We start from the raw sequence: 14,155 nt of genomic DNA, 5'->3' as shown, positions 1-14,155 counted from the left end.
AATATAGCGTTTTACTGATCATGATCTCGACTATACACTGCGCGCAAATCTTCCACTACCCCAACAAGGACGCAGTTATGAAAATCGCAATTTTATCTAGAAACAAGAACCTTTACTCCACTCGCCGTTTGAAAGAAGCAGGTGAAGCAATGGGTCATGAAGTTGATATTATCGATACATTACGTTGCTACATGGACATCACAAGTAGTCGTCCAACAGTACGTTACCACGGTAAAGAACTACCTGAGTACGATGCAATCATTCCTCGTATTGGCGCGTCAGTGACTTTCTACGGTACTGCCGTTGCACGTCAGTTTGAGATGATGGGTACGTTTAATATCAACGAGTCTGTGGCAATCAGTCGCTCACGTGACAAGCTTCGTTCGTTGCAGTTGTTGTCTCGAAAAGGTATTGGTTTGCCACGTACGGGTTTCGCTAGTAAGTCTGACAACGTTAAAGACTTGATTAAGAATGTAGGTGGTGCGCCGGTCGTTATCAAGCTATTAGAAGGTACTCAAGGTATCGGTGTGGTATTGGCTGATACTGCTAAGTCAGCAGAGGCAATCATCGAAGCATTTATGGGCTTAAAGGCGAATATCTTGGTTCAAGAGTTTGTTAAAGAAGCAGGTGGTGCAGACATTCGTTGTTTAGTTATTGGCGGTAAGGTTGTTGCTGCGATGAAGCGTCAAGGTGCTGAAGGTGAGTTCCGTTCAAACCTACATCGTGGTGGTTCTGCAGAAGTTGTTAAGTTGTCTAAAGAAGAGCGTGAAACAGCGGTTAATGCTGCTAAAATCATGGGGCTAAATTTATGTGGTGTAGACTTACTTCGCTCGCAAAATGGTCCGATGGTGATGGAAGTTAACTCTTCTCCAGGCTTGGAAGGTATTGAAAAAGCGACGGGTAAAGATGTGGCTAAAATGGTGTTTGAGTTCTTAGAAAAGAATGCAAAGCCACACAGCACAAAAACTCGCGGTACAGGTTAATAACAGGATATTGAATGATGGACATTTTACGTATTGGTGAGTTTGAAATATTACCGGGGGAACAAAGAAAAATTGAGCTACCTGTAGCGAAGTTGTACACAGATGCTGAGGTGTCTCTCCCTGTTCATATTATTCGTGCTAAAAAGCCGGGGCCTACTATTTTTATTAGTGCTGCGGTTCATGGTGATGAGCTCAACGGTATTGAGATTATTAGACGATTGATTAGCCAAAATAAGCTGAAAATTTCTAACGGTACGCTTATTGCAGTGCCAATGGTGAATGTTTATGGCGTGGTTAATCAAAGTCGTTATATGCCAGACCGACGTGATTTAAATCGTTGCTTCCCTGGCTCCGCTAAAGGTTCTTTAGCGGGGCGGGTGGCTCATATTTTCTTGAATGAAATTGTGAAGCACTGTGATTACGGTATTGATTTGCATACTGGTGCGATTCATCGCTCCAACCTACCTCAGATCAGAGCAGATATGTCCTGTTCTGAGACTAAGGAATTGGCTGAGATTTTTGGTGTACCAGTAGTGTTAAATTCTAATCTTGTTGATGGCTCACTGAGAGAGTCAGCGGTGAAGAATGAAACAAAAATCTTGCTGTATGAAGCAGGTGAAGCATTACGTTTTGATGAGTTTTCTATTCGAGCGGGTATGAAGGGGATTGTTAATATCTTGCAGCACCTTGGCATGAAGAGAAAAAGTACCGCTAAGAAAAAGAGAACGCCTTTTATTGCTAACGGCAGTCAGTGGGTGAGAGCTAACGCCAGTGGTATTGTGAATAATATCGTGGACTTGGGTGATCAAATTACGAAAGGGCAGGTGCTAGCTGAAATTGGCAGCCCGTATGGTGAGGTGCTTGATTCAGTGATTGCATCACGTTCAGGTATATTGATCGGTAAACAAAACATTCCTCTTGTTCAAGAAGGGGAAGCGATGTTCCATATTGCGTATTTTGATGAAAGTGATCAAGAGATCGCAGAGCATATAGAAAACGTTCAGGAGTTACTGTTGCCTGATGCGGGTGATAATAGGTCTTAATATGAAATCTAAAGATAAAATAATCATTGGGCGATTAGAGTCAATTGGCTTGCCTGCACTTAATATTTCAGATTTACAGGTACGTGTTGATACGGGCGCTAAAACATCGTCTTTACATGCAGATAATATTGTTAAAACAGTGAAGGATGGGAAGCCATTTGTGAGCTTTGACCTTCATCCTGATGTTCACAATGTCGAGACGGTTATTAATTGCCAAGCGCCTATTAGCGATATTAGAAAGGTAAAGTCGTCTAATGGTGAGACTGAGCAGCGTTATGTGATTGAAACGCTAGTAGTACTTAGTGACCTTGAGTGGTCTATTGAGATTACGCTGACCGATCGCTCGGATATGAGTAATTTGATGTTGTTTGGTCGAGAAGCACTAGGCTCGCAGTTTTTGGTTGATCCATCTAAGGTATTTTTGGGGAAAAGTAAGTAGGTCTCAATGCATTGGTGGTGTGCTTGCCGTGGCATTTTTAATTATCTAAATATAGCGCGACTAGCGTGACAGTTAAAAGTTTAAGCCTTTACAAAGCTTTACTTACACCTTCCTGATTAAGTCATATTGTAATGATAGTATCCAGCTTTTCATGAATAGGGTTTTATGGGTAGGGTTGACGCGAACTTAGTCGCCTTTTACAAAGCCCAAATTATTCTTAGGACATCACTTAACTTAGTAGTAAGTGGTGGAAATATCCTCAGCTTAAACTATTGGGACTTACCTTATGTCAACGGTATGTAAGATCTGCGTAAAAGCTAAAGAAGATGATATCGTCACTTTTTTAGAAGAAACTCTATTCGACATGGATCATGAGTTCACCATCAATGTTACAGGCCAAGCTCTCACTCAGATCGAACGTGACAGCTTTTTAGTGGGTGTTGAACACCCATCGATTTTTTCGTGTACTCAAGCTACCTATAAAACAACAGAAATACATTTCAATAGTTTTAATAAAATGAAAAAACTATCCGCTATTCTTTCTGAAAAAATTAACGGAATCGTTATCGTCAATATCTATCAGAGTACAGCCTCCGCAGGGTCTTGGTTGTGTCACGACAAGGGTGAGCTGTTAAGAGAAATTGAGTTTGGTGACGGAGAGATTTCCATTGATTCGGGTGTGAAGTTTGACTTTGAAGCAGACAAAATTGGCACTGATATTTCTGAGGCTGGTGAAGAAGAGTGTTATGTCTTTGGAGCAGATGATATGGATCTATATAACCATAAGCTGGGTTTAGGCGTTGAGGTTTACCAAAACTCACCCGCTGAGTGGACTAACTTTAAAATAGATGATGTTGATACCGCTCCTTTGATAGCTTGTTTACCTAGTGAAAAAAAATGGTGGAAAGTTTGGTAGAGTGGTGATTCGTCTATGAGAATAGTCATTCACCACACTAGGTTTTTGCATGAATAAGAAAATTGTTATTTTTGATATGGATGGCACCTTGGTTGATAGCGAACACTGTGTTGCTCAAGCTATTCATGATGTCATTCAAACGACCGCTATATCTCCCAAGCAAATACTCAATCAATACCGTGGTATGAAGCTAGCCTTCATTATTGCTGATATTGGTAAACGTTATAATCTACAATTACCTGCTGATATCGTCGATCAGTTTCGACAGCGTGAGACTGAGTTGTCAGGCTCTTTGATCACGGTTAACCCTGAAGTGGCTGATGTTCTCGAGCAGTTAAAAAACCATAGTTGTATCGCATCCAACGCACCTAAAGCTAAAACCTCGCGGTCTCTTGAAAGTTGTGGACTGTCGGGTTATTTCGATGACCGTATTTATAGTGCATACGATGTGAATGCTTGGAAACCTGACCCAACGTTATTTCTTCATGCAGCAGCTACAGAAGGCTACTCGCCTGATCAATGCATCGTTGTAGAAGACAGTGATACAGGGATTTCTGCGGCTAAGGCAGCAAATATGCGACCTATATTTTATAACCTTCATGGGCGTGCTACTCAGCACTCAGACGTCACTATGATTACTTCATTTTCGGAATTGCTAAGTATTGTTGCTTGATCCAGGTCGTTAATTACTTGGATACTGAAGTCACACTAAATAGCTTGATCATTTCATTCAGCAACCTTTTTACTCAGTTTAAGAGTGTGTTCAGGTTAATTATAGATAATAGGGGATAAATTACTATTAATGTTTTTTTTGTTGTATTAATATACTATTTTATAAATATTTAAATATTAAATGTCTTAATTAAATGAAGATGTAACTTGCGGTATGTTACCTTTACTAGAGCCTTATTACTTTTCTGTGGCTGAATTCTGCTGCCTCGTAATATGGACATATCAGCCAACAACGCTGATCACTGAAATCAAACTATTGAGGTAAACATTATGAATGCTTTTCCTGCAAATTACGCTTTTTTCGGTACGATCTACTTTCCTGCCAGTACTGAGATAGTCACTGGCCAAAATGTCAATTTGGTGCGTACTGAAAGTGGGACCTTTCGAGAAACCAGAAACCAAGTCTGGATTGAAAAAAATGAACAAGGGGAAAATATTTCCTCCTACAAAGAAATAACCCGAGATGACTGGTCTATTTACCTGCAAGATAGCTCGCGCAATGTAAATATTCAGTTAGACCTACATGCCAGAAAGGTTATGCACAGTGTGGGTAATGACCCTCAAGTTACTTTGCACAGCATCAAACAAACCAGTTAAGCTGTTAAAAATAAAGGTATAAAAAAGCCCGCAGTTGCGGGCTTTTTTTGATGAGTAGGGCAGCAACGAACAAATTATTACTGCCCAAACATCACTTACGGATTAGATAAAACATCCGCAACACTAGACTGAGATAACTGGCCTTGTAGCTTGCCCTTGTCATCAACTACCGGAAGTGGGTAGTCAGTATTCAACGTTTCAGGAATAACCGACTCTAAAATGTCGCTAGGTGAGATGTTGTCGATATCTTCCATAAACTCATCACTAACGTTACCCGTATTACCATCTTTAGTTGCTGCTTCAAGGGTCTCTTGAAGAATGACACCCTGATAACCATCATCATTAAAGTAGTAACCATAATCTTCAGGCATCTTTCTCATCTGAGCCAATGCACCAGCAATAGACTCTTCAGTAATACGATGCTTTGCAGGCTTCATAACCGTTTCTACGGTTAATGCACGTGCACGGTTAACGTCTTTAACGAACGCTTCAACATAGTCTGTTGCTGGCTCAAGTAAGATCTTCTCTGGCGTACCGACTTGAATCAGCTCACCATCTTTCAATATAGCAATTCGATCACCAAGGCGTAGCGCCTCGTCCAAGTCATGAGTGATGAATATAATGGTCTTATTCAACGTCTCTTGTAGCTCTACCAGCTGATCTTGCATCTCGCTTCGAATCAGGGGGTCAAGTGCTGAGAAAGCCTCATCCATTAGTAGAATGTCAGCATCGGTACAAAATGCTCGCGCTAAGCCAACACGCTGCTGCTGACCACCCGATAGCTGTGACGGGTACTGTTTCTCGTAGCCTTTAAGGCCAACGATCTCTAACCATTCTGTCGCTTTCTTGTTGCGTTCAGCTTTGCTTACGCCTTGTACGGACAGGCCGTAAGCACTGTTCTCAAGTACCGTGCGGTGAGGCATTAGGCCAAAGCGCTGAAACACCATAGACATACGTTTACGTCTTAGGTGCTGCAGTTCTTTAGTTGATAGTGTCAAAATATCCTGATCATCATCAATTAAAATACTGCCTTCAGTAGGATCGATCAAACGATTGAAGTGACGAATCAATGTTGATTTACCCGAGCCAGATAAGCCCATGATCACAAAAGTCTCGCCTTTGTTGATCTCAAGGTTGATATCTTTAAGCCCTAGCGTGTGGCCAGTTTGCGCCAAGATCTCGTCTTTGCTCTTACCTTCATGGACAAGGTGTATGTGTTTTTTAGCATCCTTACCAAAAAGCTGGTAAAGGTTTTTAACACGAATCAGTGGTTTTACTTCAGTTGCTTGAGTCATGTTAGTGGCTGCTCACTCGGTTGTTAGTACGTTTTGCATAAGCCTGCGACGTTCTGTCAAACATAATAGCCAAAACAACAATGGCTAGACCATTCAGTAGACCCATTGTGAAGTACTGGTTTGTAATCGACTTAAGTACCGGCTGGCCAAGACCTTTAACACCGATCATCGACGCGATAACTACCATAGACAGTGCCATCATAATCGTTTGGTTAACACCCGCCATAATATTAGGCAAAGACAGTGGAAGCTGTACACGTATCAAGCGTTGAAAAGGTGTAGCACCGTAAGCAGTAGCGGCTTCCAGTACTTCTGAGTCAACCATTCGAATACCAAGATTGGTTAGGCGAATAACTGGGGCAATCGCATAGATAACAACAGCGATCAGGCCCGGAATTTTTCCGATACCTAATAGCATAACCACTGGAACGAGATAAACGAACGCGGGCATGGTTTGCATGATATCCAGAGTGGGGGTCACGATCGATTGTACTCGGTTTGACCGCGCCATCAGTATGCCGATGGGGATACCTAATACAATAGAGGTTAGGGTGGAGACGGTAATAATACTCAGGGTACGCATTGTGTCTTCCCACATACCAAAGTAACCGACTGCGCACATAGCAACAGTAATACCGACGCTTAGTTTCCAAGAACGACTCACCAAATACACAAGTCCGATAATAGCGATTAGGACAGCCCACCAAGGTGAGTTGACGAGTAGCTTTTCAAACGCAACTAGAAACTGTAGGAGAGGGTCGAAGAACCCTTCTATCATTTCACCATATTCACGAGAAAAATCGCGGTAGGTGCCGTCTAAGGATTTTCTAATAGCAACAAGATCATCGCGATCCATTTGAGGGAAGTCAGTAAGCCAAGATTTTTCAGCCATATGAAACGTAATCCTTAGAGGTATATATAGGTGTCTAATTCAGTGATTGAAAAGACCAAAATTTAGAAACAAAAAAGCCGGTGAATAATCACCGGCTCTCATTGTTACTTAAAGTGCTTTAAGTGCTTTCTTTACTTTTGTAGCAACATCTTCAGAAACCCAAGCAGTCCAAGCCGCTTCATTTTCTTCTAGGTAGTGCTCCATTGCAACTTCACCATCTGCCTGGTTCTCTTCCATCCAAGCTAGTACAACGTTCATGTCAGCATTAGTGAATGAACGCTTGCTAAGGTAGTCAAATGCTTCTGGTGCACGTATTGCGAAGCCTTCAGTAGTAACAGTAGTAACCAAAGATGGTGGGTACATTGTTACTTTAGGGTCTTTACAATCTTTAGAAGAAGTACAGTTTAAGAATTCTTCTTTATCTATGCCAGAACCGAAGTCAACTTTGACCATCTCGTACTTACCCAAGATAGCTGTCGGTGCCCAGTAGTAACCGAACCAAGGAATTTTACGCTCAAATGCTCTTGCGATAGAACCGTCTAAGCCAGCAGCAGAACCGGGATCAACTAGATCAAAGTTAGCATCACCTAGCTTAAGCGCTTTAAATAAGTGACCGCTTGAGATTTCACAGTTCCAACCAGCAGGGCAGCCATAAAATGCTGACTTACTTTTGTCTTCTGGATGAGTGAATAGCTTAGCGTTTTCGATAACACCTTCGATAGTTGCCATCTTAGGGTTTTCATCGACCATGTACTTTGGAACCCAAAAACCTTCCTCACCCCCGTCAGATAGAGACTTACCTGCGTAGCGAAGACGTTTTTCAGCAACACCTTTGTCGATAGCTTCTTTCATCGCGTTAGCCCAAAGCTCAGGTGCGATGTCTGGTTCGCCTTTCTCAACCATAGATGTACCGATTGCTTCAGTTCCACCAGGAACCATTTCAACTTTACAGTCGTAACCGTTAGTCAAAATGAATTTATCGATATGAGCAGTTAAAGAAGCGGACTTCCAGTTCATTTCAGCAATCGTTACATCACCACATTCTGTAGCTGTTTTCTTTTCAGTGTCTGCTGCGTATGCACCAGAAAAAGAAAGCATTGAAATTAGTGAAATCGAAAGTAAAAGCTTATTTCGCATAAGAACTCCATTTTGATCAAAATTGTTCTGTAGGTTACAGGTCTAATCATTAGTGTTCAAATTAATCTATTGGTTCAACATGATATAATTTATAAACCCGTATGAAAATTGATTATTGTGCGCTTAACTTGTCTGAATTTGCTATATCAAGCATCGGTGCAGCGTCAATTTCTTCGGCATCCATCATGCTCGCGACCCTTTGTAGTGAGGATACAATCTGGGTTTGTTCCCATTGCGCAAGTGATTCAAAGTTTTCAATAAACTTTTCATGCAGTAGCGAGGGAGCATCAACCAGAGCCAGTGAGCCTTTCTCTGCAAGTCTGACATTGACTATGCGCTTGTCTATAGAGCTTCTAACACGCTCAACGATTTTACGCTCTTCTAGGCGATTTAGTATGGTTGTGACAGTGGCCTGACTCAGTGAAACCTCGGCAGATATGCGTTTGATAGTAACATCACCTAGTTCATCGACCGCTTTAAGTACCATGATCTGAGGGATGGTGAGTCCCGATTTCTTAATCATTTGTTTCGAATGAATGTCTGTCGCTCTGATAATTTGCCGCAAAGAGACAAGAACATCATTCCAATATTCGGGTTGCTTCATTTTAAGGGTACCAATTAGCTAACAATATGGGCGTTATACAAATCATGAACTACTTAGATGTCTAATGAAAGTGGATATTTATTTAAGTGCTTTTTCATTATCTAATAGTTGTTGTGTCATAGCGACGCAGTATAACTATTGGGTTGTTTTTTGGCCTTAAAATTTCCCCTACATCAACCTAGAATATGTTCTCGATAAGACGGTAAAGTGTTTTGTTTGGCGATTAGGCCTTTCGTCGTCCTAGTAACCAAACAAAAAACACACCACCGATAAGTCCTGTGACAATGCCTATTGGCATGTCTTCGGGAGCCATCACCGTTCGTGCGATAATATCTGCCCAAAGGAGAAAGATTGCACCGATCAATGCTGATGCAGGGAGCACTCGTGCGTAGTCACCCCCTACTAACATCCGAGCGGCATGAGGCACCATCAAACCTACAAAGCCGATAATCCCAGAAAAGGCCACCATCACCCCTGTAATCAATGCACCAACCACGAAGACGGTAATACGGAACTGTGCCACAGAGATGCCAAGCGTCGTTGCTGTCTTGTCACCAACGGTCATTGCATTGAGTGAATTAGCACGACTCGTTAGCCATGCGCCGCTAGCAATCAATATGACCAGTGGGTACATCAATTGATCCCATTGTGCGAGACCAAGACCACCCAGCATCCAGAAAATGACGGTATGAGCTGCTTTTGGATCACCTAGAAAAATAAGGCCGTTTGCGCCCGCCATGACAATAAAGGACACAGCGACACCTGCCAGTACTAATCGATCAGCGCTGGAGGCATTAGCTAGCCTTGATACGCTAAATACAATAAGCGTGGCTAATAGCGCGCCAACAAACGCCATCAGTGGAACAGTCAATAACCCTAAAAACATTCCAGCATGTAACAGTGCGAAAATAGCCCCAAAGGCACCGCCTGAGGATATGCCAAGCAGGTGAGGGTCAGCCAAAGAATTACGACTCACAGCCTGTAGGCTTGCACCCACTAAAGCAAGCCCACTTCCCACCATCACGGCTAATAGCGCACGTGGAAAACGAATTTCCCACACGATAGACTCTCGACCTTTACTCCATGTCTGCTCGACCAGTTCTGGAGAAATTTTATTGAGAAAAATCCCCCACACTGTGCCCGTAGAGATTGAAACGGCTCCCACAGACACAGCGATGGAGAGAGAGATCAATAGTATTAGCACCCCAGCAATAGCAAGTATGGGTCGAGTGGATTTATTTGTTTCTATTGCTCTCTCAGTCATGGGTTATTTACTCGAGAACGCTTTTGCTAAGGTTTTAATGGCCTGAATGTTACGAGGCCCTGGTGTCGCTTCCACATATTCAAGTGTCACGAAACGATCATTTTTAACTGCATCTAGTTCTGCAAAGGCAGGGTTAGACATCATGTATTTGCGTTTTTGTTCAGCGGTCACTTTGCCATAATTAACAATCACAATAATCTCGGGGTTACGCTCGACCACTTCTTCCCAAGTAACGGTTGCCCAGCTCTTGTCAAAGTCTTGCATGATGTTACGTCCCCCAGCGGCCTCGATTAACGCCGTTGGCATCCCGTATCGTCCAGCGGTGAAGGGGGCATCTTCTCCACTGTCATAAACAAACACGCGTGGTGGCTTGTCTGCTTTTTCAAGACTGTCAGTGAATGACGCAATCTCAGACTTATAACCTTTCACTAATTCCGCCGCTTTCTCCTCTACATCGAAAATCGCACCGAGGTTGGTGATATCGGCATACATATCATCGATAGTCGCTTTACCTTTTTCCATGATGTGTGTGCAGCTTTCTGTCAGCTCATACACTTTGATATCAAAAGGCGCGAGCGTTTCAGGCGTGACTTCACCGCCGACCTTCATGCCGTAATTCCAACCTGCAAAGAAAAAGTCTGCATCGGCGCCTATTAGTACTTCTTTTGTAGGGTACTTGGCCGATAGCTCGGGGAGTGCCTTAACGCCTGCTCGCATTTTTTCATCCAGTGTTTTCCAGCCTGAAATACCCGTATAGCCCACCATACGATCAGCTAAGCCTAGCACCAGCATCATTTCAGTAAGGTTTACATCATTTGAGATGGCGCGCTTAGGTGGTTCCTCGAATGTCACCGTTCGGTTACAGCTATTGACAGTTGTCGCTGCCATCGCTAAATCTGCACAGACAACGAGGGATGAAATCATCCCTATCATTAAGCGTTTCATAAGTTTTTCCTATTTATTTAAAGATTGAAGCTAAGGTGTTTGGCATTGCTAGAGACAAGACGGTCTCGCTTTGCCGTGACACGGAATGCGTTTGAAATTGTTTCTTCTGAGAAAACGGTTTCTGGTGTGCCGAAACCTAATGAGCGGCCATCCTTCAAAATCAAGACATCGTCGCAGACTGAGGTGGCCATATTTAAGTCGTGTAGTGAAGTCACGATGGTCAATGGCAAGTCACGGATGAGTTCCAGTACTTCTAGTTGGTGGCGTATATCAAGATGATTGGTCGGCTCATCCAGAACCATCAGTTTTGGCTCTTGCGCTAATGCTCTAGCAACCATGACACGCTGACGCTCTCCACCCGATAGTGTGCCGAATTGACGGTTTGCAAAATGACTTAGTTCTAATCGGTCCAAGGTGTTGAGTACGATGTTGGTATCGTGCGCTCCATGTGCAGCACTAAAACCTTTACGATGAGGTATGCGACCCAGTGAAACGATTTCATGTACCGTTAAAGCAAAGTCTGTTGGTTGTTCTTGTAAAACAGCCGCAACGGTACGCGCAGCTTCACGTGCGGGTATAGACCAAATGTCTACACCATTGATCTTTACAGAGCCTGTATTGGGCATGTGGTAACGGTAGAGCAGCCGAAGTAGTGTTGATTTACCCGCACCGTTAGGCCCTGTCACCCCAAGAATACGGCCCGGTTCCAAACTGAAACTGATCGGAGAAAGGATCATCCGCTCGCTTTTTGCGGATGACCAACTGACATTTTCAACCGATAGCGTAGCGGCTGACTCAATACTTACACTTGAGGTTTTAGAGGGTATTTTTAGCATAGGGTATAACCTAGTATTTGTGTGTCAGCAGTGGTTGGGATAAATGCTATTTTTCAGCGATCGAATTGACCTCAAGGAGTCTAACTTTGCCATTCTCATGCCCTATGGCAAGCTTGCCCTCATGGGACCATTGCAAGGAGCTTGCGGGGGCTGAAAACTTAGCGCCTCCAATGATTTTTTCGTGTTTAATTGGATCCCACATAAAGAGAAACGAATCGGCATCGGTCGAAGCCAGCAAATCACCATCAGGTTGAAAACCTAGCTGAGTGACTTTGTTGTAATGTCCAGCGTATTGGCGAGGTGTTCGACCGACAGGCCCTTTACCACTACAGTCCCACAAACAGATATCTATACCACCACCGGTTATTAACCATCGGCCATTGGTGCTCCAACTTAACTCAAGTGCTTTGCTGCTAAACCCAGACATTTGAGCATCTTCTCCGGTTTTAACGTTCCAAAAGTGAACGGTCAAATCTTGTTCGCCAGTGGAAATGTACTTTCCATCAGGACTCCAAGCCATCGCAAGGCTTGAGCCTTTCCACGTGTACTTTTTTATCGAGTTCTTTTGGTCAGGTTTGTGTCGAGTAACGCCACCGTATGCTGCGACTGCTATTTCTGACCCATTAGGGCTCCATGCGACATCAGCAATAGTGCTCGCGTGATCAGAAGATTCGTAGATGATTTCATATTGTTCATCCCATAACTTCAGGTGCTTGCCAGCAGCTGTGGCTAATATATTGCGATGATGATTGTAAACAACTTTCCCAACCCAACTGTTGCCAGCCTCGAGGGTGCTGAGTACTTTTCCTGAAATGCCATCCCAAATTTTTACCAGCCCGTCTTGTCCTGCTGTTGCGAACTCGGCGCCATCACTACGCCAAGATACCGAGTTGATGCCATTAGCATGTTGTCCAATCAACGTCGACTGAGCAGAATCACCCTGATTATCGATTAGAAAAACCGAGCCTTCGACGGTCGCTGCGACCAGTTTGTTTGAATCAGGCGATATCGCTAGGTCGATAATGTAATCGTCTAATTCTATACTCCACAATTCTGAGACCAACTCGCTATCATATTCTGAAAGATCTATGTCAGACATGAATTGAACCCTGCATTTAGCGCTTCGCGGTCTAGGTTTCGCCCAATGAATATGAGTGAATTGTTACGCTCGCCTTCGCGCCAAGGACGGTCAGAGCGTCCATCGAACAACATATGAACACCCTGAAATACGTAACGTTTTTCTGAATTAGAAAAAGACAATATACCCTTCATGCGAAAGATATCAGCGCCTTGCTCAGCCAGTAATACTCGCAACCATTCTTGAAACTTGTCTAGGTCTAAATCACCCTGTGTATTAATGCCTACGGATGTAACGTCTTCATCATGTTCATGGTCTGGCTTGTACTCACGCTCAAAACTCGCTTCTACTCGATTACCCTGAGCATCTGTAATGTAGGCTTCAAATTCATCAGGATGATGCTCAGTAAACAGGGTATAAGCGCCAGCTGCGGGTACGCGCAGTATGTACTCTAGTTGATCGCCTTCTAGATTGATTTGACTCAATTGTTCGCTGGGTTCGATCACCGCACCTGTTTGCAGCTCGACTTCATTATCGGAGAAAACGAGTACGGCTTTCTCGACTGTTTCTCGCATCGCAGTCTCGCTTGCGGCTTCTGCGGAACGAAAATTCATATTCATTGCTGGGTCTGGACCTGCGCCCAGAAGAAATCGGTAGTCACCGGCCTCAAGCGCATACAATCCACTCCATTCAAACGGATATTCGGGTTCCATAAACTTAGGGTCGACTTCAAGGGCACGATCTAGATCGAAGCCTCCGAGGTTCAGCACGTTATCCATATCTATGGCTGCGTCTTGTGTACGATAGATCTTTGCAGCCGAATTCATCGCGTGAATACGCGCTTCTAATTGATCTAGCTCTGTCGTTGAAACGAGGTCAACTTTGTTCAACAAGATCACGTCAGCGAAGGCGATTTGCTCTTTGACTTCGTCACTGTCGTCAATGTGGAGTAAAACATGTTTAGCATCAACTAAGGTCACCACGCCATCAAGGCTCATTGCTTCACGCAACTCATCATCCATGAAAAATGTTTGTGCGACTGGGCCAGGGTCAGCCATTCCTGTGGTTTCGATCATAATGTGGTCGAACTTGTCACGACGTTTCAGCAAGTTACTAAGAATGCGGATCAGGTCGCCACGGACTGTGCAGCAAATGCAACCGTTGTTCATTTCAAATATTTCTTCTTCAGCGCCGATGACTAAGTCGTTGTCGACACCGATCTCACCGAACTCATTCTCGATGACTGCGATTCGTTTTCCGTGGTTCTCGGATAAAATACGGTTGAGTAGGGTGGTTTTCCCTGAACCTAGAAATCCTGTGAGTACAGTGACTGGGATAGTGGAACTCGTTGCTGACATCGTTGTTGTCCTTTTTTGAGATAAACGAAATGGTTT

At 43.6% G+C, this 14,155-nt stretch carries 15 protein-coding genes; 6 read left to right on the top strand and 9 right to left on the bottom strand.

Translation table 11 applies throughout. The features are described 5' to 3' along the window. Positions 1–77: 77 nt before the first annotated feature. The 6 genes from rimK to DKT75_RS06200 all read left to right on the top strand — a co-directional run bounded on the left by rimK (position 78) and on the right by DKT75_RS06200 (position 4,710). Positions 78–983, top strand: a complete 906-nt coding sequence (gene rimK / locus DKT75_RS06225; protein ID WP_109822560.1) for a 30S ribosomal protein S6--L-glutamate ligase — start codon at positions 78–80, stop codon at positions 981–983. Between the two features lie 14 nt (positions 984–997). Then, positions 998–2,026, top strand: coding sequence for a succinylglutamate desuccinylase/aspartoacylase family protein (locus DKT75_RS06220; protein ID WP_211665224.1), 1,029 nt, complete (start codon positions 998–1,000; stop codon positions 2,024–2,026). A 1-nt stretch (position 2,027) separates the two neighbouring features. After that, positions 2,028–2,465 (top strand): ATP-dependent zinc protease family protein, encoded by a 438-nt coding sequence (locus DKT75_RS06215; RefSeq protein WP_109822558.1) that lies wholly within the window; start codon positions 2,028–2,030, stop codon positions 2,463–2,465. Positions 2,466–2,751: 286 nt separating this feature from the next. Then, positions 2,752–3,381 (top strand): hypothetical protein, encoded by a 630-nt coding sequence (locus tag DKT75_RS06210; protein WP_109822557.1) that lies wholly within the window; start codon positions 2,752–2,754, stop codon positions 3,379–3,381. Between the two features lie 49 nt (positions 3,382–3,430). After that, positions 3,431–4,054, top strand: coding sequence for an HAD family hydrolase (locus tag DKT75_RS06205; protein WP_109822556.1), 624 nt, complete (start codon positions 3,431–3,433; stop codon positions 4,052–4,054). 329 nt (positions 4,055–4,383) lie between these two features. Then, a complete protein-coding gene (locus DKT75_RS06200) occupies positions 4,384–4,710 on the top strand; it encodes a hypothetical protein (protein WP_109822555.1) in 327 nt (108 codons plus the stop codon). Positions 4,711–4,805: 95 nt separating this feature from the next. Here the strand turns inward: DKT75_RS06200 and DKT75_RS06195 are convergent, their stop codons facing one another. The 9 genes from DKT75_RS06195 to DKT75_RS06155 form a co-directional block, all read right to left on the bottom strand. Next, positions 4,806–6,005, bottom strand: a complete 1,200-nt coding sequence (locus DKT75_RS06195) for a quaternary amine ABC transporter ATP-binding protein (RefSeq protein WP_109822554.1) — start codon at positions 6,003–6,005, stop codon at positions 4,806–4,808. 1 nt (position 6,006) lies between these two features. Beyond that, positions 6,007–6,897, bottom strand: a complete 891-nt coding sequence (locus DKT75_RS06190) for an ABC transporter permease (protein ID WP_109822553.1) — start codon at positions 6,895–6,897, stop codon at positions 6,007–6,009. Positions 6,898–7,005: 108 nt separating this feature from the next. Continuing rightward, a complete protein-coding gene (locus DKT75_RS06185) occupies positions 7,006–8,034 on the bottom strand; it encodes an ABC transporter substrate-binding protein (protein WP_109822552.1) in 1,029 nt (342 codons plus the stop codon). Positions 8,035–8,146: 112 nt separating this feature from the next. Beyond that, complete coding sequence (locus DKT75_RS06180; protein ID WP_109822551.1) at positions 8,147–8,638, bottom strand: MarR family winged helix-turn-helix transcriptional regulator; 492 nt, start codon at positions 8,636–8,638, stop codon at positions 8,147–8,149. 223 nt (positions 8,639–8,861) lie between these two features. Next, the gene (locus DKT75_RS06175; RefSeq protein WP_109822550.1) at positions 8,862–9,902 is read right to left on the bottom strand and encodes a FecCD family ABC transporter permease; all 1,041 of its coding nucleotides are present in this window, start codon (positions 9,900–9,902) and stop codon (positions 8,862–8,864) included. Positions 9,903–9,905: 3 nt separating this feature from the next. Next, positions 9,906–10,847, bottom strand: coding sequence for an ABC transporter substrate-binding protein (locus DKT75_RS06170; protein ID WP_109822549.1), 942 nt, complete (start codon positions 10,845–10,847; stop codon positions 9,906–9,908). A 17-nt stretch (positions 10,848–10,864) separates the two neighbouring features. Continuing rightward, positions 10,865–11,683 (bottom strand): ABC transporter ATP-binding protein, encoded by an 819-nt coding sequence (locus DKT75_RS06165; RefSeq protein ID WP_109822548.1) that lies wholly within the window; start codon positions 11,681–11,683, stop codon positions 10,865–10,867. Between the two features lie 46 nt (positions 11,684–11,729). Continuing rightward, the gene (locus DKT75_RS06160; RefSeq protein WP_109822547.1) at positions 11,730–12,782 is read right to left on the bottom strand and encodes a WD40 repeat domain-containing protein; all 1,053 of its coding nucleotides are present in this window, start codon (positions 12,780–12,782) and stop codon (positions 11,730–11,732) included. Then, positions 12,770–14,119, bottom strand: a complete 1,350-nt coding sequence (locus DKT75_RS06155) for a CobW family GTP-binding protein (protein WP_109822546.1) — start codon at positions 14,117–14,119, stop codon at positions 12,770–12,772. Before DKT75_RS06155 ends, DKT75_RS06160 begins: the two co-directional genes overlap by 13 nt. Positions 14,120–14,155: the final 36 nt, after the last annotated feature.

The organism is Leucothrix arctica (assembly GCF_003172895.1).
In the GTDB taxonomy this organism is placed as follows: Bacteria; Pseudomonadota; Gammaproteobacteria; order Thiotrichales; family Thiotrichaceae; genus Leucothrix; species Leucothrix arctica.
This window is presented reverse-complemented; position numbering and strand designations above follow the sequence as displayed.

Excerpts from the sequence above, each read along its gene's own strand:
- rimK (WP_109822560.1), top strand. The coding sequence starts at position 78 with ATGAAAATCGCAATTTTATCTAGAAACAAGAACCTTTACTCCACTCGC.
- DKT75_RS06220 (WP_211665224.1), top strand. The coding sequence starts at position 998 with ATGATGGACATTTTACGTATTGGTGAGTTTGAAATATTACCGGGGGAA.
- DKT75_RS06215 (WP_109822558.1), top strand. The coding sequence starts at position 2,028 with ATGAAATCTAAAGATAAAATAATCATTGGGCGATTAGAGTCAATTGGC.
- DKT75_RS06210 (WP_109822557.1), top strand. The coding sequence starts at position 2,752 with ATGTCAACGGTATGTAAGATCTGCGTAAAAGCTAAAGAAGATGATATC.
- DKT75_RS06205 (WP_109822556.1), top strand. The coding sequence starts at position 3,431 with ATGAATAAGAAAATTGTTATTTTTGATATGGATGGCACCTTGGTTGAT.
- DKT75_RS06200 (WP_109822555.1), top strand. The coding sequence starts at position 4,384 with ATGAATGCTTTTCCTGCAAATTACGCTTTTTTCGGTACGATCTACTTT.
- DKT75_RS06195 (WP_109822554.1), bottom strand. The coding sequence starts at position 6,005 with ATGACTCAAGCAACTGAAGTAAAACCACTGATTCGTGTTAAAAACCTT.
- DKT75_RS06190 (WP_109822553.1), bottom strand. The coding sequence starts at position 6,897 with ATGGCTGAAAAATCTTGGCTTACTGACTTCCCTCAAATGGATCGCGAT.
- DKT75_RS06185 (WP_109822552.1), bottom strand. The coding sequence starts at position 8,034 with ATGCGAAATAAGCTTTTACTTTCGATTTCACTAATTTCAATGCTTTCT.
- DKT75_RS06180 (WP_109822551.1), bottom strand. The coding sequence starts at position 8,638 with ATGAAGCAACCCGAATATTGGAATGATGTTCTTGTCTCTTTGCGGCAA.
- DKT75_RS06175 (WP_109822550.1), bottom strand. The coding sequence starts at position 9,902 with ATGACTGAGAGAGCAATAGAAACAAATAAATCCACTCGACCCATACTT.
- DKT75_RS06170 (WP_109822549.1), bottom strand. The coding sequence starts at position 10,847 with ATGAAACGCTTAATGATAGGGATGATTTCATCCCTCGTTGTCTGTGCA.
- DKT75_RS06165 (WP_109822548.1), bottom strand. The coding sequence starts at position 11,683 with ATGCTAAAAATACCCTCTAAAACCTCAAGTGTAAGTATTGAGTCAGCC.
- DKT75_RS06160 (WP_109822547.1), bottom strand. The coding sequence starts at position 12,782 with ATGTCTGACATAGATCTTTCAGAATATGATAGCGAGTTGGTCTCAGAA.
- DKT75_RS06155 (WP_109822546.1), bottom strand. The coding sequence starts at position 14,119 with ATGTCAGCAACGAGTTCCACTATCCCAGTCACTGTACTCACAGGATTT.